The following is a 25,319-nucleotide window of genomic DNA, read 5'->3' on the forward strand; positions in this document are numbered from 1 at the left end:
GGTATCTTTAGTCCTATGTGTATTATTCAAGCATGTCTATTAAATAGTCCCACTTTCAAGTAAAAAAAACCCACTTCACTTAATGAGGGCACAGACATAGTGGTGCTTTTCGAGGGCTCTGCAATAGTGGTGCTTTTTCAGTTTTACAGTCCATCGAAGCAATGAGCGTATCCAGCGCAAACATTAAAAAGCCTGATAGGAGTGGTTTTCTCCAATCAGGCGAGCGACGAGTGAAGCCATTGCCATTCAAATAAGAAAAGCGCAAGCGCCTTTGGCACGAGCGTAGGGCAGTGGAGGAATGACATCCTGAAGTTCGCTCTTTGACTTCGGTTGTCACTTCCGAAGTGCCCCGCAGCGAGTAGGCGCTGGAGCTAGACAAAGCCCGTAGGTCCCAAAACTTTTTATCTTTGGCTCTTTTCGCATAGATTATTGTCTTTAAAGCAAACTTTTTGCTTGGATACACTACAGGGGGACGCTTTCACACAAGGTACAAGTGCGACATCTGCTCATTCTTCGCAGTGTCTTCTTTGCCGCCGGGCACGGCCTCAGCCTCCTCGACTAAAACCGTGTCTGCGGGTCTTCACCTTGCGCTGTTCCCGCTGGAAAGAGCGTAACTTCTCTGTAAATACGTCGATTTGTCTCGACGGATATGCTCCAGCGAAATGCTCGCAGAGGAAGAGACAGTCATGCCGCCTTTCACTTCTCCAAGCTTCTCAAAAAGCAACAAAGTTTACGAAAAGAGCCTTATCTTTTAAAAGGAACTGAAAAAGTTGAAGATACTTTTTCAGTGGCTCCTCTATATGGAAGTGGTTCCACTTTAAATATTGTTATCGGCTTCCCTTTTCATAAGATTTTCCAATAGCTTTAGGACCCTCTGCTTTCCCCACGAATCCAGCAAGTGCTAAGATCGTCAAGACGTATGGTGCTATCAACAAGTATACTTGGGGAACATTCGCCAGTGCAGGGATTTGCTGTGCTGCAATACTTAAGGATTGAGCGAAACCAAAGAATAATGCTGCACCAAGTACCCCTAACGGATGCCATTTCCCGAAAATTAGCGCTGCCAATGACATAAATCCTTGACCCGCAATCGTTCCTCCACCAAAATTGGCGGATGTTGTGATTGCGTATACTGCTCCACCGATACCTGCTAATGCTCCACTTAGCATGACAGCAATATATTTCATACGGTTCACTTTAATTCCCATTGTATCAGCAGCCATTGGATGTTCACCCACAGATCTGAGTCTTAATCCAAACGGTGTCTTAAATACAACATACCACACGATGAAAACTAAGAAAAATGCCACAAACGAAGTAGGGTAAATACTGCTGAAGAACCAATTCCCTATGATAGGAATATCTCTCAGCACCGGTACACTTTCTCGGAAAATACGAGCATTAATATAGTCTGTTTGTCCTCTACCAAAGAACTCCCTTACTAAAAATACCGAAAGTCCGATAGCCAAAAAGTTCAGTGCAACCCCACTAACAATTTGATCCGCACGGAGTGTAATCGATGCAACGGCATGAAATAAACTGAAGACTGCCCCTATCAACATAGCTACAAGTAATGCAACCCATGGGGATGCAGCACCAAAGCCCAATCCTTCAAAGATCAAAGTAAATACAATTCCACTAAAGGCCCCAATAACCATCAAGCCTTCCAGGCCGATATTAACAACTCCTGCACGTTCACTGAATAACCCGCCCAAAGCAGTAAAAATTAAAGGAGTTGCTGCAAATATTGCAGTTGGGATAATTAAATTGAGTGTTGAAATAATATCCATTTATTTCCCCTCCCTGTTACTTTGGAGACGGTTAAGTACCCAACGTATTAAATAGCTTGATGCTACAAAGAAAATAATAAGGGCAATCACTATTTCGACTAGTTCCGGTGCCACATTTGCTGATGCCTGCATATTTGCGGCACCAATTTTTAAGCCACCGAACAAAAATGCTGATAAGAATATACCTATAGAAGTACTGGCACCAAGTAAAGCTACTGCGATTCCATCAAACCCTAAATTTGTAAAGCTGGAAAGGATCTGTGCGTATCCGTATGTTCCTAATCCTTCCATGGCACCACCTAACCCTGCAAACCCACCTGAAACTACCATAGATAACACAATATTCGTCTTTACATTCATTCCAGCATAGGAAGAGGCGTTAGGGTTATAGCCCACTGCACGAAGTTCGTAACCCTTCCTTGTTTTCCATAACAGAAACCACATCACTACACAAGCGAAAATTGCAAGTAAAAATCCCCAATGTAATCTCGAGAAATCCGTTAATCCCCGCAAAAAATCAGAAGATAGAGATGCTGTTGCTGGGATAAATTCCGTCCTTTGTCCAGAAGCAAGCATATAATTTCGGATAAAGTGATTACTAACATGAAGGGCAACATAGTTCATCATAATTGTAACAATTACTTCATGTACATGCAGTCTGGCTTTTAAAATACCGGGAATAAACCCCCATAATCCCCCTGCCACAGCTCCTGCCAATAAGGCTAACGGCAGGTGAATGACAAAAGGCAAATCAAACATTACACCAACTGCAACCGATGCAAGCCAACCCACAATCAGTTGTCCTTCCACACCAATATTTAGAAGTCCAGTTCGGAAAGCAAATGCTACTGCGATCCCTGAAAAAATAAGCGGGGTCATCATTCTTAGCGTTTCCCCAAAATAATAAATATCTCCAAAAACTCCATCAAACAATGCGGCATAGCCTGTAATGGGATTATTTCCACTTACTAACATGATGATGGCCCCTGCAAAGAAACCAAAGAAAATGGATAGGAGGGGAATTGCCAGTTTGATGAGAAGGGACTTCAAAAATGTCATCACTTTTAAAAGAATAGGCTTTATTTTCTTCATCAAATCGGTTCACCTTCCTTTTCTAGTTTCCCGCCGGCCATCAAAATTCCAAGTTCCTGTTCTGTTGTCGTTTTCGGATCTACAACGGCAACAATTTTCCCTTCGTAGATGACAGCAATCCTATCACTAAGATTTCTTACTTCATCCAACTCAAAAGAAATTAATAAAATTGCTCTTCCTTTATCTCGCTCTTCAATGATTTTTCGATGAATAAACTCAATCGCCCCAACATCCAGTCCCCTTGTGGGCTGTGCTGCAATTAAAAGATTCGGAGACCTGTCCACTTCCCTGGCGATAATCGCTTTTTGTTGGTTACCTCCTGACAAGGCTCTGGCTAGAGTTCGTTCATTAGGAGTTCGAACATCGTATTCTTCAATGAGCCTTTTAGCCTTTTCGTACATCTTCGGATAGTAAAGTACACCATTTTTTGTATAAGGGTGTTGATAGTACGTTTGTAATAGAATATTTTCCCCCACCGAAAAATCGAGGACAAGTCCATGTTTATGGCGGTCCTGTGGAATGTGGCCAATACCAGATTCTGTTACTTTTCTTGGAGATAAATTTGTTGTCTCGTTTCCGCTGATAGTTATCGTTCCACTACTTGCTTTTTGCAGACCTACAATTGCTTCCACTAATTCTGTTTGGCCATTTCCATCGACCCCGGCAATCCCAAGTACTTCACCAGCTTTCACCTCGAGGTTAAGTCCATCAATTGCTCTCACGTTCCTCAGATCGTTTACAACTAAATCCTCTATTTTTAAAACCACATCTTCTGGTTTTGCATCCTCTTTTTCAACAACAAAACTGATTTCCCGTCCTACCATCATGGAAGCCAATTCATTCTGATTCGTTTCAGAAACATTAACTGTGCCAATTCCCCTTCCACGGCGAATGACGGTACAGCGATCACAAACTGATAAAATTTCTTTCAGTTTATGGGTAATTAATATAATTGACTTCCCTTCTTGTAAGAGCTTTTTCATAATTTCCATTAACTCTTTTATTTCCTGTGGCGTTAACACAGCAGTTGGTTCATCAAATATCAGTATCTCAGCACCACGGTATAATGTTTTTAATATTTCGACCCGTTGTTGCATACCGACAGAGATGTCCTCCACTTTTGCCTTCGGATCAACACGAAGGCCATACAACTCGGAAATACGTGCCACTTCTTTCTCGGCTTTTCGAATATCAATGTTTCCATATTTTGTCTTAGGTTCATTACCTAAAATAATATTTTCTGTTACAGTAAATTTATCTATTAACATAAAATGCTGATGAACCATTCCAATTCCTAAATCATTAGCCACATTGGGGTCAGTGATTTGGACCGTTTTTCCTCGAACTTTAATCTCGCCTTTTTCCGGTTGATATAATCCAAATAGAACATTCATTAATGTGGATTTGCCTGCACCATTCTCCCCTAAGAGAGCATGAATTTCCCCTTTTTTAACCTGCAGTGTTACCTCGTCATTGGCAACAATTCCAGGGAATTCCTTTCTGATATTAATCATTTCGATTACGTAATCCAATGCAACCACTCCTAGCGAACGAATTAACAAAGGCTAGTGAAGCGCACTAGCCCTGTTAATTGCTATATAATGTCAAAAACAATATCGTTTCTACTAAAGAGAAGCTAAATATTCTTCGTATTCTTCATCTGTTTGAGGAACAGTAATTTCACCATTTAAGATTTTTTGCTTCCATTCTTCTACAGCATCTAAACTTTCTTGAGTGACATTATCTGTCGTTGGAGCAATTCCAACACCCTCATCATCAAGGCCAAACTCTAAAATTTCTCCGCCAGGGAAGTTGCCGTTCATTGTCATTTCTGATACTTGATAAACAGCTTGGTCAACTCGCTTGATCATGGATGACAAGGTTACGTTTCCTCCATCCCATGCTCCTTCTTCCGCTTGGTCTTTATCCACACCAATTACCCATACATTTTCGCCATTTCTTGCTCTGTTAATCGCTTCTGTAAACAATCCATTCCCAGTACCACCAGCAGCATGATAAATAACATCCGCACCGTTGGAATATAATGTGTTTGCAATACTTTGACCTCTTGATGCGTCGTTAAAATCTTGTGCATATTGTACGGAAATCTGTGCATCTGGGTTAACGGCTTTTACACCAGCTTTAAATCCATTTTCAAACTTTTTAATAAGGAATCCTTCAACACCGCCAATAAATCCAACATGGTTCGTTTCAGTTTGCAATCCTGCAATGACACCAACAAGAAAAGACCCTTGATGCTCCGCAAAAGTAATATTAGCAATGTTTGGAACTGTATTTCCGTCTTCATCTTCAATAACAACGTCTACAATAGCAAATTGCTTATCTTGATGTTGGTCTGCAACAGAGTAGATATCATCCGCCATTAAAAATCCGATTGCAAAAGATAGAGACGTATTATCCCGCGCAAGACGGTTTAAGTTTGGAGCATAATCAGAAGCGTCGCTGGATTGGATATAATCCACTTCTACCCCATGGTCTTGTCCGAATTGCTGAAGACCTTCCCAAGCAGATTCGTTGAACGACTTGTCGTCAACTCCGCCCACATCAGTAACCATTTTCACATTAAAGTCCCCGGCATCTGCTTCGCCGTCAGTATCATCACCAGTCTCTTCATCAGTAGTGTCTTGTGTATCTGCTGGTGTTCCAGCTTGACCTTCTTCCTCATCAGCTTGTCCGCATGCTGCTAATAAAGTACCAAAGGCCAAAATCACAAAAAGAAATACGAGTAAGATTTTCTTCATTTTCAGATCCCCCTTAATTATTCTTTTTCTCTTGTACAGACGCTAGTCCATTAGCCGTACAATTATAACAGTTGTGCCATTATTATGGCTTCATGTTATAAAAATTATCAGATCTTCTTAAAATGATGTTCCTATTTGGCAGGTTTTCTTCTATTAATATTTTCTTTCATAAATCTACCACCATAGGAATTCATTTCTTGAATCGCCTATAATATATCATTTATTTGAACTCATATAAATATTTTTTTTGCAGAATGGAGCAACATTTTTCGACATTCCTCCTTTTTATTACCTTTGAACGATTCAAAATAAGAAAAGCGCAAGCGCCTATGAACACGAGCGTAGGGCAGTGGAGGAATGACAACTAGAAGTCCGCTTCTTGACTTCGGTTGTCACTTCCGAAGTGCCCCGTAGCGATTAAGAAGCAACTGAAAAAGTTTAAAACCACTTTTTCAGTTGCTTTTATTTGTATGGCAATGGCTGCGCTCGTCGCTCGCATGATAGGAGAAAACCCCTCCTATCATGCTTTTTAAAGATTGCGACGCCTACGCTCATTGCTTAGGGACTGTAAAAGTGGAAAAGCACCACTTTTTCAGTTCCCTTGCGAGTAGGCGCTGGAGCTAGACAATGGCCGAAGGTGCAAAAACTTATACTTTTCTTTGAACTTGAGGAGCAATCGAATTTTGCCCCTTTTAATCGCAGCTTAATAACTTTCAAAATCTGACAATAAATCGACAATATTAAAATCCAATGACAAAATGTAAAAGAAACCCATTGTCTTTCTGAACCATGGTAGAATAAGGTCAGATGAATGGTATTTCATTAGGGGGGTAGCTATGGTAGAATTGTCAATTCTAGTTTGCGACGACTCTGAAACGGTTCGAAAACAGATGATTGAGGCACTTCACCATATAGGAATTAAAACTGTCCTGGAAGCATGTGACGGGTTTGAAGCAGTGGAAATGTGTCATGTTAATCAGCCAAATATCATTTTTATGGACATTATCATGCCAAATAAAGATGGGATATCAGCCTTGAAAGAGATCCATCAGATTTATCCCGACATTAAAGTCGTCATGGCCTCCTCAACAAGTGGACAAGCACATTTAAAAAAATCTGTTCATTTAGGTGCATTTGGTTTTATCCGAAAACCAATTGATGAGACTACTTTAAGGAATATTATTGACAAGTACTATAATGAATTAACAGATTCCACATCAAATGTATAGTTAACTCTGTTTCCAGTAAGGAAGCAGAGTTTTTTATTGTCAAAAATAATGAATATTCGTTGAAATAGGGAAATATAATCTGAGTGGAGTTTCACTTAGAGGAGGATAAACATGTCAAACAAGAAAACTTTCTTTTTACACTGGCATCAATTCTGGTATGACTGGCATCAAACGAAAGCCTATTATTACGGTAGTAAAAGACACGAAAGAGCCATGATAAAACACGATAAAAAATGGAAAAGCTGGCAAAAAGACCTCACCTCTCCTATGTTAATAGAGGAAAAGGAGGAAAAGGAGGAAACGGATCAAAAGAGGTCATTCAGAAAAAGCTTCTCCCTTGATCTTTTACCGAGAAAAGAATAACATGTTACACCAAGTTCAACACCATCTTTATATTAAATATTGGGATCATTTGATAAAAAGAAAGCAATTCCTACAGATAGACATCCTGCCGACAATTTAGCAACCATCATTGGGATTATCATATTTGACTCAACAGATGCTGTAAATCCGAGATGACCACCTAATACAAAAGCACCACTGACAGCAAATGCAACATTCATCAATTTGCCCTTCTCATCCATCTCATGCATATGCTTAAACATTGGAATACTGTGGGCTAAACTTGAAATGAGCCCAATAAATGTCATTTCCGTCGTCTTTACTTTCTGTGCTATAGGTGGAAGTATTGGAGTCAATACGTTTTTTAGGAAATGCACTAATGGAAACGCCCCGGCAAGGGTGATGGCAATAATTCCAACAATATACACTCCTTCCGATAATGGTACCATTCCATCGATAACAGTAACACCTGTCAAAGCTTCTACGATGCTAAAAACAAGTCCTATCGTGATAACAACAGTAACGAGTTTTCCAAATAAAAAAAAGCCTTTAATCATTACGTTTTGTTTCCAAAGCAATCCTATGATAATAAAGCAAGAAAATAAAATAACAGGCAATAGTTGCTTCCATAAAAAAATAACTGACATTCCACCAACTAAACCTCCAATTAAACCTCCAACTGGTATTGGTATTAAACCAATCAGAATACCCTTTGCAAAGATGGAGCGGTCATGCTTTTTAATGATTCCTAGGGCAACTGGTATTGTAAAAACGAATGTGGGCCCAAGTAAGGTAGCCATAATTATTCCAGAAAATAGCCCTGCCATCTCCGATTCAGCCAATGCCATCGCCAATGGATACCCACCCATATCTATCGCTAGAATCATTCCAGGAAACATGGCCGGATCAGATCCCAACACTGTAAAAACTGGTGTAACAACAGGTCGAAGAACCTCTGCTAAAATGGGAGAGATGGAAATAATTCCAACCATCGCAAGGGCTATGGGACCCATCGCAAGGAAACCTTCTTCAAATGCTTTACCATACCCCCATCTATTTCCGAAGATTCGATCTAATCCCCCAATACATATAAATAATACTAGTATCCAAATTATCATATCATTTAACCACATCTATCCGTTTCACCTGACCCTTTATTGGCTTTGTCTCAGATGGCTGAGGTATTGCCTACCAAGGAATATCCTGAAGTTGACATCAACACCGAAGAAAACAGCCCAATTTTTTGAATATCTCTATATTCCACTATTACCTATTAAAAAAACAACAAAAAAGCCTCAAAAGTGCAATGAGTAGACTTTGAGACTTTTACTCACTTACTCTATTGTACTAGTGGTAGATGGACCGTGAAGGTAGTACCAACACCTTCTTCACTATCCACATGCACTTTCCCTCCATGATCTTCGATGATTTGATAGGAAACCATAAGTCCCAATCCGGTACCTTTATCTTTTGTCGTAAAGAAGGGTTCCCCAATCCGCTTTAATTTCCCTTTCGGAATTCCACAACCATTGTCCTTTACAATCACAACTGCGTTACCATCTCTCTTTGTTATAGAGACGGTTATTTTACCACCATTCGGTGTCGCCTCAATGGCATTTTTAATTAGATTCACAAAAACCTGCTTGATTTGATGTTCTGCACATTCAATCTCCGCATCATTAATTTGAAATTCTTTACGTATTTTAATATTTTTAATAATTGCTTGTGTATTGAGTAATGTAACGGTATGGTCTAGTAATTGAACTAGAGAAGTTACCTCTTTTTCCATCGTTTGCGGTTTAGATAAAATCAACAATTCATTTAATATTTGCTCAATTCTGTTAAATTCAGAATTCATTATTTCAAAATACTCATCTTTTCCACCTTTATTAAATTGAATAAGTTGAAGAAACCCTTTTAAAGATGTCAGGGGGTTTCTTATTTCATGAGCAATTCCCGCTGCTAGTTGGCCCACAGCAGAAAGTTTTTCCGAATGGTAAATTAACTCCTCTGAATTCTTTTTTTCGGTTATATCCCGAAAAGTTAGAACACATCCAACCACATTTTCCCCTGATATCATCGGAGTAAGTGTGAACTCTGATATAAATGGAGTACCATCTTTTTTGAAAAAAGTCACTCCCGATTGATTGATAAAAACATCATCTATGTTATGTAACTCCAGATCATCCACAATGAAGTTCTCAATAGATGGCTGGACATATTTCATTAAGTTTTTGATAGATTTTACGGTAAGTTCTTCTCTTCTATAACCAGTTATCCGTTCAGCGGCTTCATTCCACATGATTACGTCTAAATTCTTATCTAAACCTAGAATACCATCTTCCACAGCTTCCATGATAGATTGGTTCATTTCATATAATCTTCGAATTTCATCAACATTCAAATAGTATTTCGTAATATTTTTTATAATAACATAAGCACCAAGTATATCTGTATTTATAATAATTGGCATTACACTTAGCATGACAACAAAGGGCTTACCTATTTCATTTGATAAATTAACCTCCACTGTCTGTGGAGATCCCTTTTTTACATTCTCAAATAACTCTATTCCAAATTGTTTCTTCTTATTTGGTAAAAAAGTTGAAAAGTGATTACCAATCAATTTTTCCTCATTTATATTAAATAAATCACTAAAAGCTTTATTAACAGTAAGAAATTTCCCATTTAAATCAAAGGAACAAACCGCATCGGGATAATCTTTAAACATATTCCGGTAAACTTCCTCAGAGACTGCAGTTTCAATATTCTTTTCAGGTTTTTCATTACATATAAATGTTAATCCCCCACAGGAAGGGAAAGCCCTGACATTTAACCACTTCTTCGTCCAGCTGTCATATTCTATAAATTCCACGTGTGTATCCTCAAGAATGGATTTTTGGTAAGCCTCATAAAACGCAGTGCGAATGGAGGCGGAAAATTTGTCCCATAGAAAGGACTCTAGTAAATCATCTTTAGTACACGTTAATGTTTTCATGGCAGCTTCATTACAATATTTAATATTCCAAGACTTGTCTACGATGAAAACGGCTTCTTGAAGGTAGTCTAATGTTGCGGAGATCAAATCAACATGATTAAAATGATCCTTTTTATTTCCTGCCATATTGTTAAGGTCTGTTTTCCATGTCGTATCTGTCTCATTCGTCAATGTTTATACACCTCGTCCTTTTCCATTTAAACCCACTACTTTCTATATTAACAAAATTCACATAATAAATCTTGACTTATATGGCATTTGCAGTCACTAATTATCGATGTTTTTCTAGGAAATCCGAAGAAAAACACCGATCATTTTATCAATCGGTGTCATTCTATGTCTCTATTTGTTATAACCCTGCTGATCGTTGTAATCGTTTAGCAATCTCTTTAAAGTCTTCATGTGATACCCCTGGTGCAAATTCTTCAGGTATTTCCTCTAAATCTGGAATCGGGCCCCCTTGTGGAGTTCCTTGAATAACTTCTAATTTCCCCCCTTCTGTTGGATGTTCCCCTTTCCAAATTTTATTTACATCCTGGTAATCCCTTGCACTGAAAGTATATAACTTTCGATGTGATCCTTCCGCTTCAAATTTTCTGGCTGTTTCAAATCTCTTATTATCTAAATCTGGAATTGGCAACATTTTCGTAACATCTGCACCCGTCAACACTTCAAGCGCCTTTGCGTATGCCACCACATGAACACCTCCACGGACAAGGAGGTACCCGATCATTTCCCTTGCAACAGGGTTATTTGTCATTTCGTAAACACGCATTTTATGTGTTCTGGCTCCACACTCTAGGAAAAAATTATGCAATAAGTCTAAAACTAAATTACCACTCGTAAACACATTGTCCCCAGTCCAGGGATTTCCCATCGAATCTGCAGGAATTGCGGTTTGGGCTGATGCAATAAAATGGTGCGTATTCCGTTTGTCTTTGGCATTTTCCATAGGGGTATCGTTAGGGTCACCTGGATAAGTAGTTCCTTCAATCATCAAATTTATCGTATTTGATACCAGTTCCACATGGCCAAATTCTTCTGCAGTAATACTGGCAATTAAATCATAAAATGGTTTGAATTTTTTCTTATTGCGAAAATTAAATGATTGAAACATATAGTTGTTCAGTGTGGACATTTCACCATATTTGCCGCCTAATAATTCTTGGACAGCTGCTGCTGCATTAGCATCTGGACTTTTCGGTTTCGGCAATTCTATTTGCAGTCGATCAATCCTTGTAAACAATCATCATCCCTCCGTTTCCATCAAGCATATTGCATTCCTTTTCATCTTATGAACGGGAGAGATTGTCTAATAACTACGGATCTATTACAAATAAGAATTCAGTTTATTAAATTCGCTTTAAGGAAATGTATGTGGCAGCTGAAAGAATAATAATCATTCCTATCCACTCTCGCATATCAGGAATTTCCTGTAATAAAACTGCTGCTGCTAAGATTCCATAAACCGGTTCAAGGGTGGCGATGATACTTGCCGTACGAACATTTACTTTGGATAAGCCTTGAATAAAAGTAACGTGTGCAATCCCTGTAAAAACAATTCCAAGGGTAATTAACAAAGATACATCGGTCACAGTGATTTTAACCGGTTCAAAAAACAGGACGAGTGGTATTAACCAGATGAATGCAAAACTGTTTTGATAAAAGCCAATCATAATGCTTGAAAAATCACGGACGAAAGTACGGTTTAATATAGACAGTACCGCAAAAGTTATCGCTGAGATTAGCCCCCAAATTGCTCCTTTTGTTACATTATTAGAAAAATCAAATTCAGGAACAATAAATATAACCCCTATTAAGGCACATGCAGCTATGACAAAACTTCTTTTTTCATAGGACTCTTTAAATACAATCGGTTCTAATAGACTCGCAAACACTGGAAAAGTGGCAAAAGTGACTAAACCAACTGCAACAGAAGAGATTTGAATAGCGTGAAAGAAACTCCCCCAGTGAAGCGCCAATACTCCCCCAATCACGATGAACGGAAGATAACTTCTTTTGGTTGGTAATATAATTGATTTTTTTAACAGTAAGAGGACCATTAGCAGAAAAAGAGCTGCAAAAAACACTCTCCCAAAAACAATAATATGTGCGGAAAGTGGTATCCACTTTGCAAATAGTCCCGATAAACCAAATAATAAAACGGCAATATGTATTAATCCAAGTTCCTTCTTCATGAAAAGCCCACTTTCATCCTCTAAGCAATCGTCAAGGGTATTAATATGAATAATTCTACACTTCTTCCATTTATCCTGCATGCATTGTACGTTTGAAAGGAGGATCTGAAGTACCCCGCATCAGTGCTGCCTTTTCCTCTATTTAATCTCAGAATTAAGATAAGGTTGGGACACAACTTATGTGTTTAACTGACATCGATACACAACAATAGCTGAGCAATACTATCATTACAGTCGAATTTCTCATTGTAAACACTTTTGTCCCAACCAGATCTTTTTTGAAAGGCTATGTTAAAGGCTAATGTTGATTAAATAGGATGATTTTTAGCGAAATTTACGACACTCCTGCGGGAAAAGCGAGTTCAGGGGAGACCCCGCAAGGTGTGAAACACCGAGGAGGCTCCCGAACCGCCCGCGGAAAGGGAGTGAATTTCGCAAAAATCAACATTGAACGATAACAGAGCCTTTTGAAAAAATCAATACGATCTAAGTTTCCATTTTAAACTTTAATTTCTAGAACAACAATAATCCTATACCTATAACTGCACCACTAAGGAACAGTACCCATAAACAGAATCCCATAATATCTCTTGCATTTAGTCCTGCAATTGCTAACGCTGGCAATGCCCAGAATGGTTGTATCATATTGGTCCAAGCATCTCCCCAGGCAACTGCCATTGCTGTCCTAGCTGAACTAACTCCCAGTTCTGCACCGGCAGAAAGCATGATTGGTGCTTGAACAGCCCACTGTCCCCCTCCAGAAGGAACAAAGAAATTGACAATTCCTGCACTGATAAATGCAAATAATGGGAAAGTTACTTCCGTTGAAATAGATACAAACCACTCCGAGAACATAACCGCGAGGCCAGATGAAACCATCATTCCCATAATCCCAGCATAGAAAGGAAATTGAACAATAATTCCACCAGCATTTTTCACCGCATTCGTAACACTATTTAGAAAGTTTCGAGGTGTCATATGAAATAATATTCCTAAAAACAAGAAAATGAAGTTTACGATATTGAGATTTAAATCAAAACCGTTATTAACTAAATAATAGACAATAAAACACAAACCAAGAATTCCTGTAATCATGGAGAGAACTACGCTATTCTCCATCTTTTCTGCTGGAGTTCTTTCTTCTTTCGATTTTAACTCCCCTGCTGTTTTCTCAACACTATCGTCCAGTAACTTCGGATCCACTTCCACCACATTGTTTCGGTCCATCATCAGACGATTTAGTATTGGAACAGAAACAAACAGGGCTGCTACAATAAATAGATTGAATGGAGCAAAAATGGTGTCATTGGTCGATATGATACCTATCATATCTTCGGCAAAATGACCTGATGTGGCAATAGTCAAAGGAACAGAACCTGCTAATCCCCCATGCCATACGATAAATCCGCTATAAGCACTCGCAATCAGAAGTCTGTAATCCACTTTCTTTACTATTTTTGCAAGTTCTTTTGCAAAAAGAGCACCGATAACTAGACCGAATCCCCAGTTAATCCAACTTGCCAATAAGGCAACTAGGGTGACAATGACTATAGCCTGCCCTGGCGTTTTTGCAAGTAATGCCAGTCGCTGTAATAGAGATTTAAAGAGGGGACTGCTAGCAAGGACATATCCCGTAACAAGTATCAGAACCATTTGCATTGCAAAAGACAACAGGTCCCAAAATCCGCCACCCCAGTAAGATACCATCTCAATTGGATTACTTGGGGTAAGTAGTAATCCAAGGATAAAAACCACAAATGTTAAAATAATAACAAATAAAAATGGATCAGGTAAAAAACGCTGCATTAATTTCGTTGATACATTTGTTAACGCTTTCATTTTTCCGTCTCCTTTCTAAATTTATTAGAGAATTGAACCTAGTCAATCCACTACTCTTTCCCCCACTTCCCATTTGTAAGAGGTACGAGTAGTAAATATATATGATATACCTATAAAAATAGACGACTTTTTGAAAATTAGATAAATGCCCCGCAGCAAGTGGGCAATACAATCATTAAAAAGCCTGATAGGAGCGGTTTTCTCCTGTCAGGCGAGCGACGAGCGAAGCTATTGCCATATAAGAAAAGCGCAAGCGCCTATGGTCACGAGCGTAGGGCAGTGGAGGAATGACAACTAGAAGTCCGCTCTTTGACTTCGGTTGTCACTTCCGAAGTGCCCCGTAGTGAGTAGGCGATGGAGCTAGACAACTTGCCCGAAGGTGCAAAAACTTATACTTTCCTTTCAAATAAAAGGAACTGAAAAAGTTGTAAGACCTTTTTCAGTTCCCTCGTATGAAGGCTTTATTTATTTGAAACGTATTTTTTTAAACACTCACATCAATTTCACCGATTACTTTTATTCCCTCTAACCCCACATGGCATCTGCACCCTAATAACTTAACACCTGCTTTCTCCGCTTCCCTCATAGCTTTCCCAAAGTCTGGATCAATGTGATCGGCAGGTTTTATGGACTTTATGTCATCCCGCTGCGCAACAAACAAAAGTGCCGCTTCCCAATGAGGTTCTTTAGCAATTTCTCCTAACTCCCTCACATGTTTTGCACCACGTTTAGTGACGGCGTCAGGAAAATAACCATCGCCATCTTTAATCAAGGTTGCTCCCTTTACCTCCACAACCATTTGTCGGCCATCTGGATGTGACAATAACAGATCCCAACGTGATGAGCCTTTCTTATACTCTGAGCGAACATAAGTCCAGTCCTTTAATTTAGAGATCATCCCTTCCTTTACAGCTATAACTGCTAATTGGTTCGGTAACATCGCATTTAACGAAACCCATCCCATCCCGTTTTCCCGCTCAACGATGACTGCCGAGTACTTAGTCTTACGTTTAGGATCATCCACTGCCCTTAAAAAAACCATTTTTCCAGGTAACAATAGTTCCAAAAGTCTCCCGGAATCGGCTAAATGAGCTTCTACCACTTCTTTTGTTTCCGTAAGTTCACACTTTATAATAAAGCGGTTCGGTCTATTTATAAATCGTGCCTTAATCAAATCAGGTGAATATGGAATCATATGCCCTCCCTGAACTATGTAACGTTAGAATTTATTCTACTATTTGTATGACAAGACTTGAGTTATAATTGTGACGCTGAACTTCTGTTAAGTTCGTATAAAAATCAGTTTGTACCTCTATTTCATATTCCCCTATTGGTAAATACTCTCCTTGGAATGAAAAATCCATCACATTGTTTTCTTGGTTATCTAATATCACTAAATATTCTTCATTCAATTCCACTTCCAACCAATCACCTTGTTTTATAGTGATATCATCTTCATGTTTATCCTTTTCATTCAACAGTTCAAATCCACTTCTATTTTCCCTAACGTAAAATAAAAATGGCTGTCCATCATGTGTAATCACCATTTCTTCCTCTTCTCCCACATACATTAACTTAGCTTTAACAGACAGTTTTTCCCCTTCTCGATAAATCTCTTTCTCTCCGATTAACCTTAACAGAAAATCCCCTGCCTCCGTATCAGAAACAATTGTACTATGTTCTAGAGCAGAGAATTCTTCTGAACTGGGATTAAAACAACCTGTAATTAGAATAGAGTACAAGATAACCGAAATTATGGTTAAAAATTGGTTTCTTTTTTTACATCCGCTCATAATTATGATTACACCCCATTTTTCCACCCTAGTATCACTCGTTCTTGTTTATTCAATTAATTAAAAAAAGAAGGTAGAATAAATCTTATCATATGACATTTCTGCCATATCATTCATTACCCTGTCCTTCTTCTTTTTTATCAAGAAATAACTTATTTAATTTTTACTGCAGTTCCATAAACCATGACTTCAGAAGACCCTTGCATGATGGAGGAAGACGTGTAACGGACATTGACAATAGCATCTGCACCTAACTCTTTTGCCTTTTCAATCATTTCCTTTTCCGCAATATCACGGGATTCCCTAAACATCTCTTCATATTCTGTCATTTTTCCGCCTACGAGATTTCTAAATCCCCCTACAATATCTTTCCCAATATGTTTTGCCTGAACCGTATTCCCATACACAACTCCTAATGATTTTTCAATTTCAACTCCCACAATTGATTCCGTATTTACCATAATCATTATCATCGCCTCTTTCTTATTTAACTTTAACTGTATTTACGACTTAACTATGATGTGGTTTCACCTATATCATAAGTTATTTTTGGAAAAATAAGAAGAAAATTTTTCCTAATGGGCCCTAGGGCTTTATCCATTAAAAATTGCATCGATTTCATAAAAAAAGTATAATTAACCATAATAGAGACGGATAGAAGGGGGTACTAAATGGTGAGTATCTTAAAAAATATAACTAAAGAGCATTATATTGTTTTTGGAATCTTTGTTGTATCTATTTTAGTCGGTATTTTGGTTGGAGGAAACCGCGAATGGTTTAGGCCTGCATTCTCAAATGCTGGATATATGGCGGGATCATTAATGACATGCTTAATATTATTTTCGATTTATCATGCGGTTAGTCATTTCTCAAATAAAAAGCCAGAGAATGATAACACAACTGGCGAGTAAATTTGGACACAATTCAAAAAGAAAAGGGAAGTACACTTTTTCAGTGCACTTCCCTTTTTTCTTATATTTGATTTGCGTATTTCTTTTTCTTTGCGATTCTCTCACGCTCGTTTTTATCAAGAATTTTCTTTCTTAAGCGGATTGATTCTGGAGTTACTTCACAGTACTCATCATCATTCAAGTATTCAAGTGCTTCTTCTAACGTCATAATTCTCGGCTTCTTCATTGTAACTGTCTGATCTTTCGTTGCAGAACGCATATTTGTCATCTGTTTTAGCTTCGTGATATTTACAGTAATATCATTTTCACGAGTATGTTCCCCTACAATCATTCCAGCATAAATTTCAGCACCTGGTTCCACAAAAATCGTACCGCGGTCTTCCACTTGCATGATACCATATTGTGTGGCTTTACCAGCTTCCATAGATACCATAACTCCTTGACGACGTCCGCCAACTTGGCCTTCCACCATTGGCTGATAACTGTCAAAGGTGTGGTTAATAATTCCATAACCTCGTGTTTGAGTTAAGAATTCAGTAGAATAACCAATTAGTCCTCTAGCAGGAACCATAAATTCCAATCGCACTTGACCACTACCATTATTGGTCATATTTTGAAGGTCGCCTTTTCGTGCACCTAATGACTCCATGACAGTACCTGTATATTCCTCAGGAACATCAATTTGAACTCGCTCTACTGGTTCGCAGCGAACACCATCTATCTCTCTTACAATAACTTCCGGTTTAGAAACTTGTAATTCGTAACCTTCACGTCTCATGTTTTCAATTAAAATTGATAAGTGTAGTTCTCCACGGCCAGAAACAGTCCACACGTCAGGGGAATCAGTGTTTTCAACTCTCAAGCTAACGTCTGTTTCTAACTGAGAACGTAAACGTTCTTCGATCTTTCTACTCGTTAAATATTTTCCCTCTTTACCTGCAAAAGGACTGTTATTTACTAAGAAGGTCATTTGTAAGGTTGGCTCGTCAATACGTAAAATTGGTAAAGGATCTTGGGCATTTACCGGACAAACTGTTTCCCCCACATTAATCTCTTCCATACCAGATACAGCGACTAAGTCTCCAGCTTTGGCCTCTTCAATTTCAATTCGTTTTAATCCTAAGAATCCAAATAACTTTGTAACCCTGTACTGTTTTACAGAACCATCTAATTTCATAAGAGCGATTTGTTCTCCAACTTTCATCGTTCCGCGAAAAACTCGGCCTATACCAATTCGTCCAAGGTAATCATTATAATCGAGAAGGGCGACTTGAAATTGTAAAGCTTCCTCACTATTATCAACAGGTGCAGGAATATTCTCCACAATCGTATCAAAAAGTGCTTCCATATTGTCATCTTGTTTTTCTGCATTCATACTTGCCGTCCCATTAATAGCTGATGCGTAAACAACTGGGAAGTCTAATTGATCTTCGTCTGCACCAAGATCGATGAAAAGATCCACTACTTCATCCACCACTTCCGCAGGCCTTGCAAAATCACGATCAATCTTATTCACCACTACTATTGGAGTTAGTTTTTGCTCTAACGCTTTCTTAAGTACGAATCTCGTCTGCGGCATACATCCCTCATAGGCATCAACCACAAGTAATACGCCATCAACCATTTTCATAATACGTTCCACTTCACCACCGAAGTCGGCGTGACCTGGTGTATCCATGATATTGATACGCTTATCTCCATAATTAATAGCTGTATTTTTTGCTAGGATTGTTATTCCACGTTCTTTCTCCAAGGCATTGGAATCCATTGCACGTTCTGCCACTTGTTCATTACTCCTAAACGTACCTGACTGATGGAGTAATTTATCCACTAATGTCGTTTTCCCATGGTCTACGTGTGCAATAATTGCAATATTTCTTATATCTTCACGAATTTTCATTCTGTAATCTCTCTCCTTACACGCTCTTTTTTCACAACTGCACTATTATATCACATAAATGAATTATTTTTAACACCGATCTAGTGTTAATCTAATTATACCGATTTATTTATACACCTGTTTATAATGTTCCCAAAACTTTATAACAAACTTACTATTTCTCTTACGTTAATTTTAACCTTCTTAATATTAATATAAACTTCATAGTCCATTTTCTAAAAGATGCTGAATTAAATACTTTACTCTTATGGTACTTATCATTCCAACATAAGAAAAGCGCAAGCGCCTATGGTCATGAGCGTAGGGCAGTGCAGGAATGACAACAGAAGTTCGCTCTTTGACATCGGTTGTCACTTCCGAAGTGGCTTAGGGACTGTAAAAGTGGAAAAGCACCACTTTTTCAGTTCCCTTGCGAGTAGGCGCTGGAGCTAGACAATATGAAAAGCGCAAGCGCCTTGGTCACGAGCGTAGGGCAGTGGAGGAATGACAACAGAAGTTCGCTCTTTGACTTCGGTTGTCACTTCCGAAGTGCCCCGTAGCGAGTAGGCGCTGGAGCTAGACAATGCCCGAAGGTGCAAAAACTTATACTTTTAACTTTAAAAAAAGGATAGGCAAGTTTTTTGCCCATCCTTTTCTTTTCTTTTATTAATGATGTGGATCAAATGTTTTACAGTCTGTTTCTTCCTGTGACTCAGCCTGTTTACCTGTATGACTCACAACGTAAATGGCATCAGCGGCACATTTGTTGCCATGCTCCCAAAATTTACAGTTGTTTACTTCACATAGTACGTCTACTGCCATCAGAGAACACCCCCTCCCTATAACAATATCTTTCGCAAAAGGAAGTGGAATCATACAACTCATCTATGTTAATCAGCCAGCCTCAAATAAATCTAAAATTTGTTTGTTCTTCCAATGAAAGGATAAATTCTTTTAATAAATCCTTTGTTGCTATTAAGTCCTTCATGTCAATAACTTCTACAGGAGAATGGGCGTACCTGGATGGAATAGACAACACCCCTGTAGGGATACCTTTATTTGCAAGACTAACTGCACCTCCATCCGTTCCAATTCCGGGAAAAATTTCATGCTGAAACGGAATATTTTTTTCCTTACTGATCACAAGGAGGCTGTCCTTCACTGTGGGATGTACGATAAGACTGAAATCCATTATCTTTACTCCAGTTCCAGCCCCAAGAAAAAGACTCTTGTCCATCATTTCCTCTAGAGTATCACTGACAGCAGTGGTATCAATGGCAATGGCGACATCTGCTTCCACGTTCTCAGAAGCAACCTTAGCCCCACGTAAACCAACCTCCTCTTGGACAGTAAAAATACAGATAATCTCGCCTGAAAATTCCAATTCACTCAATTCCCTTAAGGTTTGAATTAATACGGCAACTCCAGCCCGGTCATCAAATCCCTTCCCAACGATTCTCCCCGTTGTTTCATTTCCTAAGTATTCCATGGATGGAGCCCAAGTAATCGGGTTCCCTATATCTATTCCGAGTCTTTCCACATCTTCCTTTGACGAAGCACCAACATCAATGTATAGCTGTCGATGGTTTCTGACTTTTCCAGCATCATCAAACTTGGCATAATGGGCAGAGATCGTTCCAATGACTCCTGTAATTAATCCAGTCTCTGTCCTTATTTGCACTTTTTGTGCCAAGAGTATGCGATCATCGTGCCCCCCTAGCTTTTCAAAACGAATGAGACCATTCTCCTCCACTTTCTTCACGATAAATCCAATCTCATCCATATGTGCAGTTATAATTGTTTTAGGTCCTTTTTTTGCTCCCATTTTTCGTGCAATGACATTCCCAAGTGGATCCACTTCAATACTATCTACCAATTCCATCACTTGTTCCTTTACCCATTTCGAAACGGGTTGTTCATAGCCACATGGGCCATGTAGAGATGTTAAAGTCTTCAGTAGTTCATACATATGATTATTCCCCTCTCTATATAGAAGTTGTCAAAATTGTGCGGGACCTGGTCCCGCACAATTTTGTGAATTTATTGGAGGACGTAAGTATCCCTTTCTGCCTCCTTTATAAATCTGCTTTTTTCACTTAATGAAATGAGGTGCAAATGATGCATTGCCCTTGTACAAGCCGTATAGAAAAGTTTCCGGTCCATCTCTCGTCCATATTGTTTGTCAGATGCATCATAGATAACAACAGTATCAAACTCTATTCCCTTTGCGAGATAGGCCGGCAGGATCACAACTCCTTTATGAAATGTTGTGGAGTCTTTTGTCAATAACCGTAGATCAGGTAGCCTCTCCTTCAACACCGTATAGGCATTGGCACTTTGTTCTGCTGTCTTACAGATGATCGCAACTGTTCCGTTATCCTTTTGTAGTATTACTTTACGCACAACTTCTCTATAAAAAAGTTCTTCTTCAGAAACTATCGTAATGGTTGGTTTATCCCCCGAACGATTAAAAGGTTCAATCAATTCTCCGCCTCGGACGAAACCTTTTGTAAAGTTCACGATCTCCTTTGTTGACCGATAACTTTGAGTTATTGTCATCCTTTGTACCGATCCCGATTCCAATTCAAATGAGTCTTGAGGAATTAACGAGCTGACCTCAATAGAGTGGGGATATATCCCTTGATTAAAATCACCTAAGATCGTCATTTTGCTATTCGGGAAAAGAAGCTTAAAATATTCCAACTGAAATGGAGAATAATCCTGGGCTTCATCAATAAAAAGATGACGGATAAATGTGTTCGGTTTCCTCCCCTCCAACCGGTCTGTTAAGTAGAGCAATGGAGTAGCATCTTCATACAATACTATATTGTCGTTTAGGTTTCCTATTGTGAATTGACTAATTTCTTTCCATTTATCTGGTAATATACTGTTTCCTAGTGATTTATTAACAGTAACATTCTCATATAATTGTTGATAAATAGATTTCATATTTAAAAAACGAAGTTTCTTCACCCAACGTTTTAAACCTTTAAAATTTGTTTGAACAACCTTCTTCGCTAAAAGTTTTTCCTCTTTTTCGTAATCAGTAAAGGAGTCTTCCACTTCTTGGTCATGCTGAACTTCCTTGTAGACGTTTAAATAGTCTTCCTTATCTAATAATTCCATTTCCTCCATGACCCATTCTTTCTTTAATTCCTTTCCCTCCATTTCTTTGAGCTTTATTAAAAGCCACTCTGCCACTAAGTTCATTCGATTTGGAATCGGCAGATTTTTATCGAGGGAATAAAATTTGTTCTGAATTTCATCAGCAGGAAGGACAATTTCTCCTCTGAAAATACAGTCTTTAAATAGTAAATAGTTATCTGAAAGTAATGTTATATAATTATCCACCACTTCTTTAAATTCTTTACTTGCTTTAAATTTAATTGCCTGCATCCGAATATCATAATTGCTGTCTCGCACATCATTACTATATATAAATTCCATTTGTTCAAGGGGGTCTTCTACTGAGTAAATTTTTCCTAGTCGGCTGGTCATATATTCGAAAAAAGTAGATTGCTTCATGTTTTCTTCCCCTAGTTCCGGTAATACATTGGCAACATAACTGTTAAATATATAGTTAGGTGAAAATAACATGATATTGTCAGATTTAATTTTTCCACGATATCTGTACAAAAGATAAGCCACTCGCTGAAGTGCTGCAGAAGTCTTACCACTTCCAGCCGCACCCTGTACAATTAAGTACTTGCTCGTTTCATTACGAATAATTTGATTTTGGTCCTTTTGAATGGTAGCAACAATACTTTTCATACTCGTATTAGCATTATTCCCAAGAACCTCCTGCAGCATTTCATCCCCGATCGTTACTTCGGTATCAAACATACTCTTTAGCTTTCCTTTACGTATTATAAATTGTCTTTTTAGAGTCATTTCCCCTCGGACCGTTTCTTCAGGCACCTCATAACTTGCTTGCCCCGGAGAAAAATTATAGTACAAACTAGAGATAGGGGCTCTCCAATCATAGATTAAGAACTCTTCTTCCTCTTCGTCCATTAAGGATGCAATTCCCACATAAATTTTCTCTACTTCTCCTACCCCTTCTTCTGAAAAATCAACACGGCCAAAGTATGGATTTTCCTTTAACTTCAATAAGTTTTTATATTTAGTATAATAATGCTTATGAGTTCTTTCTCGCTCCGATAACATTTCCGTTTGTTGTTTAATACTAGTGAAAGTCTCCCCAACTTCATGGGCATCATCTAAGTTCACAGTAATTTCATCCCAGAAATTTTTGCGCAACTCAATAATGCCTTCCTTCAATCCCCCTACATTTTCAGAAATATCCTCCATTTTTTGACTGATTACGTCCATGACATGATCAACACGGTGTTGCTCTTTGATCCAGTCTTTGTTAGCCACACCATCACACTCCTAAAATAAACTTGACAACCGAATAACCTTTGATGTATAATTATAATAGGATATTTATATCCACTAATATGCATCATAGGTAAATACATTTTATACTATCACAGTTTAACTATTCTTTGCAACTTAATTTACGATATATAAGAAAAGCGCAACCGCCTAGGCTCACGAGCGTAGGGCAGTGGAGGAATGACAACCTGAAGTAAGATCTTTGACTTCAGTTGTCACTTCCGAAGTGCCCCGCAGCGAGTAGGCGGTGGAGCTAGACAATAAGAAAAGCGCAACCGCCTAGGCTCACGAGCGTAGGGCAGTGCAGGAATGACAACTGAAGTCCGCTCTTTGACTTCAGTTGTCACTTCCGAAGTGCCCCGCAGCGAGTAGGCGGTGGAGCTAGACAATGCCCGAAGGTGCAAAAACTTATACTTATCTCTTAAAAAACGGGTGTCCATTTTACGGACACCCGTTTTCTATTCACAAAACTGTGCGGGACCAGGTCCCGCACAGTTTTGTGAACGTTTAGTTATTGAATTAAAGCTTCTTCCTCTTTCTGGAAAAACCATTTCAACGCCCGGTACACATCCGCTTTTTCACGTAATACATAATGCCGGAACCGTTCATCTTCAATTTTTTTATACGCACTCATTAAGGTGGAGGGCCTATTATACTGATTCACTTCCCCATATCCGAACATACTGGAAAGATCCATTAACTCCTCCACCAACGACAAGCAGCGGTGATTGTCAGAAGTCAAATTATCTCCATCTGAAAAGTGAAATGGGTAGATATTATATCGAGAAGGTGAATACTTCTCTTCAATCAATTCTAGTGCCTTTCGATATGCTGAGGAACAGATTGTACCTCCACTTTCCCCTTTCATGAAGAAATCTTCCTCCGATACAACTTTCGCTTCTGTATGATGAGCGATAAATTCAATATCAACCGTTTCATATTTTGTCCGTAAAAACCTCGTCATCCAAAAAAAGTAGCTTCTAGCCATGAATTTTTCCCAACGTCCCATACTGCCTGACGTATCCATCATTGCAAGAACTACAGCCTTTGATTCAGGTTTAATTTTTTCTTCCCACGTTTTAAAACGGAGATCATCATTATAGATTGGTGCAACTCCCGGTCTACCTTCCATCGCATTTCGTTTAACCGCTTCTAATATAGTACGGCGCTTATCAATGTTTCCCATTAAACCCTTTTTGCGAATATCATTAAACTCAATATCTTCTACAACGATGTTGTCCTGTTCCTTTTGTACTAAATAAGGAAGTTCCAGCTCTTGGAAGAGAAGATTTTCCAATTCCGCTAAGGAAACTTCCGCCTCATAATAATCTTCTCCAGGCTGATCTCCTGCTCCTTCACCTTTCCCGGCACCCTTTTTATCAGGGGTCCCATCTTGCGCCACCACGTCACCAACCTCACTATCTCCATTCCCTTGGCCAACGTGTTTGTTTTTGTCATAATTATAACGAATCTTATATTCATCTAAAGATCTTATGGGAATTTTAATGAGGTCTCGACCATTAGACATAATAATATTTTCTTCACTCACAAGGTCCGGGAGATTTTTGTTAATAGCCTCTTTTACTTTTTCCTGATGACGCTCTTGGTCTTGGTATCCTTTTCGATGGAGGGACCAATTATCTTGAGAGACAACAAAATTCTTACCTACACTGCCTTTCATCTTTTACCCCTCCTTCATAAAATCGGAAAATAACCATGCACATTGGTTTCATATGTTACATACACTGACCTTGACAAAACTGCTGTTCATAACATGCCCACTCTCTCTGTAAAAAAGAGTTTACTTTATACTATGCGAAGATTGGTGTCAGTTGACAAAAAAATCTGATAATAACGAATCCATTTTTTAAAATAATCTATTTTAGAAAACTTATTTCTGTAATAAGAAAAGCGCAATCGCCTAAGATCACGGGTGTAGGGCAGTGCCTCTTCCTCTACTAGCTATCGCTCCGTTGTTTATCCGTCCATCGGGCAGATCGCCACGTCCTGTGGCATGCCCGATATTAGGACGTCCTGTCCGTCGAGGCAACTCGAAGCATATTCGAAGGCCAGCATCGCTCGCGTGCT

Annotated in this window: 22 protein-coding genes; 3 read left to right on the forward strand and 19 right to left on the reverse strand. The window is 38.8% G+C overall.

Annotated elements, in window-relative coordinates:
* Positions 1–827: 827 nt before the first annotated feature.
* The 5 genes from KS419_RS15595 to KS419_RS25275 form a co-directional block, all read right to left on the reverse strand.
* A complete protein-coding gene (locus KS419_RS15595; RefSeq protein WP_217067327.1) occupies positions 828–1,790 on the reverse strand; it encodes an ABC transporter permease in 963 nt (320 codons plus the stop codon).
* Positions 1,791–2,849: an ABC transporter permease gene (locus KS419_RS15600; RefSeq protein ID WP_217067351.1), complete on the reverse strand. Its 1,059-nt coding sequence runs from the start codon at positions 2,847–2,849 to the stop codon at positions 1,791–1,793. It lies immediately after the preceding gene.
* Positions 2,850–2,881: 32 nt separating this feature from the next.
* Positions 2,882–4,414, reverse strand: a complete 1,533-nt coding sequence (locus KS419_RS15605) for an ABC transporter ATP-binding protein (protein WP_217067328.1) — start codon at positions 4,412–4,414, stop codon at positions 2,882–2,884.
* Positions 4,415–4,507: 93 nt separating this feature from the next.
* Positions 4,508–5,644: a BMP family lipoprotein gene (locus KS419_RS15610; RefSeq protein ID WP_217067329.1), complete on the reverse strand. Its 1,137-nt coding sequence runs from the start codon at positions 5,642–5,644 to the stop codon at positions 4,508–4,510.
* Between the two features lie 364 nt (positions 5,645–6,008).
* A complete protein-coding gene (locus tag KS419_RS25275) occupies positions 6,009–6,143 on the reverse strand; it encodes a hypothetical protein (RefSeq protein WP_281419823.1) in 135 nt (44 codons plus the stop codon).
* Positions 6,144–6,480: 337 nt separating this feature from the next.
* Between KS419_RS25275 and KS419_RS15615 the strand changes: the two genes are divergently transcribed.
* Both KS419_RS15615 and KS419_RS15620 read left to right on the forward strand, forming a co-directional pair.
* Entirely contained in the window at positions 6,481–6,873 is a 393-nt protein-coding gene (locus KS419_RS15615) for a response regulator (RefSeq protein ID WP_217067330.1), read from the forward strand.
* A 111-nt stretch (positions 6,874–6,984) separates the two neighbouring features.
* On the forward strand, positions 6,985–7,236 hold the full coding sequence (locus KS419_RS15620) for a hypothetical protein (RefSeq protein ID WP_217067331.1): 252 nt from the start codon (positions 6,985–6,987) through the stop codon (positions 7,234–7,236).
* Positions 7,237–7,268: 32 nt separating this feature from the next.
* Here KS419_RS15620 and eutH read toward each other — a convergent pair whose 3' ends face one another.
* From eutH to KS419_RS15660, 8 genes are all read right to left on the reverse strand, one after another.
* Positions 7,269–8,348 (reverse strand): ethanolamine utilization protein EutH, encoded by a 1,080-nt coding sequence (gene eutH, locus KS419_RS15625; RefSeq protein ID WP_217067332.1) that lies wholly within the window; start codon positions 8,346–8,348, stop codon positions 7,269–7,271.
* A gap of 206 nt (positions 8,349–8,554) precedes the next feature.
* Positions 8,555–10,384, reverse strand: a complete 1,830-nt coding sequence (locus KS419_RS15630) for a PAS domain S-box protein (RefSeq protein ID WP_217067333.1) — start codon at positions 10,382–10,384, stop codon at positions 8,555–8,557.
* Between the two features lie 178 nt (positions 10,385–10,562).
* Complete coding sequence (locus tag KS419_RS15635) at positions 10,563–11,459, reverse strand: manganese catalase family protein (RefSeq protein WP_217067334.1); 897 nt, start codon at positions 11,457–11,459, stop codon at positions 10,563–10,565.
* Between the two features lie 106 nt (positions 11,460–11,565).
* Positions 11,566–12,411: a DMT family transporter gene (locus tag KS419_RS15640; protein ID WP_217067335.1), complete on the reverse strand. Its 846-nt coding sequence runs from the start codon at positions 12,409–12,411 to the stop codon at positions 11,566–11,568.
* A 513-nt stretch (positions 12,412–12,924) separates the two neighbouring features.
* Positions 12,925–14,250: a short-chain fatty acid transporter gene (locus KS419_RS15645; RefSeq protein WP_217067336.1), complete on the reverse strand. Its 1,326-nt coding sequence runs from the start codon at positions 14,248–14,250 to the stop codon at positions 12,925–12,927.
* A 484-nt stretch (positions 14,251–14,734) separates the two neighbouring features.
* Positions 14,735–15,445 (reverse strand): DNA/RNA nuclease SfsA, encoded by a 711-nt coding sequence (sfsA, locus tag KS419_RS15650; protein WP_217067337.1) that lies wholly within the window; start codon positions 15,443–15,445, stop codon positions 14,735–14,737.
* Positions 15,446–15,476: 31 nt separating this feature from the next.
* Positions 15,477–16,043, reverse strand: a complete 567-nt coding sequence (locus tag KS419_RS15655) for a hypothetical protein (RefSeq protein ID WP_217067338.1) — start codon at positions 16,041–16,043, stop codon at positions 15,477–15,479.
* A 152-nt stretch (positions 16,044–16,195) separates the two neighbouring features.
* The gene (locus KS419_RS15660) at positions 16,196–16,510 is read right to left on the reverse strand and encodes a YbjQ family protein (RefSeq protein ID WP_217067339.1); all 315 of its coding nucleotides are present in this window, start codon (positions 16,508–16,510) and stop codon (positions 16,196–16,198) included.
* Between the two features lie 207 nt (positions 16,511–16,717).
* Between KS419_RS15660 and KS419_RS15665 the strand changes: the two genes are divergently transcribed.
* Complete coding sequence (locus KS419_RS15665) at positions 16,718–16,954, forward strand: hypothetical protein (RefSeq protein WP_217067340.1); 237 nt, start codon at positions 16,718–16,720, stop codon at positions 16,952–16,954.
* A 61-nt stretch (positions 16,955–17,015) separates the two neighbouring features.
* Here KS419_RS15665 and typA read toward each other — a convergent pair whose 3' ends face one another.
* From typA to KS419_RS25280, 6 genes are all read right to left on the reverse strand, one after another.
* Positions 17,016–18,854: a translational GTPase TypA gene (gene typA, locus KS419_RS15670; protein ID WP_217067341.1), complete on the reverse strand. Its 1,839-nt coding sequence runs from the start codon at positions 18,852–18,854 to the stop codon at positions 17,016–17,018.
* Between the two features lie 645 nt (positions 18,855–19,499).
* Positions 19,500–19,655, reverse strand: a complete 156-nt coding sequence (locus KS419_RS15675; RefSeq protein ID WP_217067342.1) for a DUF1540 domain-containing protein — start codon at positions 19,653–19,655, stop codon at positions 19,500–19,502.
* Between the two features lie 82 nt (positions 19,656–19,737).
* Positions 19,738–20,802 (reverse strand): M42 family metallopeptidase, encoded by a 1,065-nt coding sequence (locus tag KS419_RS15680; protein ID WP_217067343.1) that lies wholly within the window; start codon positions 20,800–20,802, stop codon positions 19,738–19,740.
* A gap of 71 nt (positions 20,803–20,873) precedes the next feature.
* Complete coding sequence (gene helD / locus KS419_RS15685; protein WP_343215080.1) at positions 20,874–23,213, reverse strand: RNA polymerase recycling motor HelD; 2,340 nt, start codon at positions 23,211–23,213, stop codon at positions 20,874–20,876.
* Positions 23,214–23,742: 529 nt separating this feature from the next.
* On the reverse strand, positions 23,743–24,912 hold the full coding sequence (gene yhbH / locus KS419_RS15690; protein WP_217067344.1) for a sporulation protein YhbH: 1,170 nt from the start codon (positions 24,910–24,912) through the stop codon (positions 23,743–23,745).
* A 246-nt stretch (positions 24,913–25,158) separates the two neighbouring features.
* Entirely contained in the window at positions 25,159–25,281 is a 123-nt protein-coding gene (locus KS419_RS25280; RefSeq protein WP_281419824.1) for a hypothetical protein, read from the reverse strand.
* Positions 25,282–25,319: the final 38 nt, after the last annotated feature.

The sequence above is a fragment of the Evansella tamaricis genome, from assembly GCF_019042215.1.
GTDB classification, from domain to species: Bacteria; Bacillota; Bacilli; order Bacillales; family Salisediminibacteriaceae; genus Evansella; species Evansella tamaricis.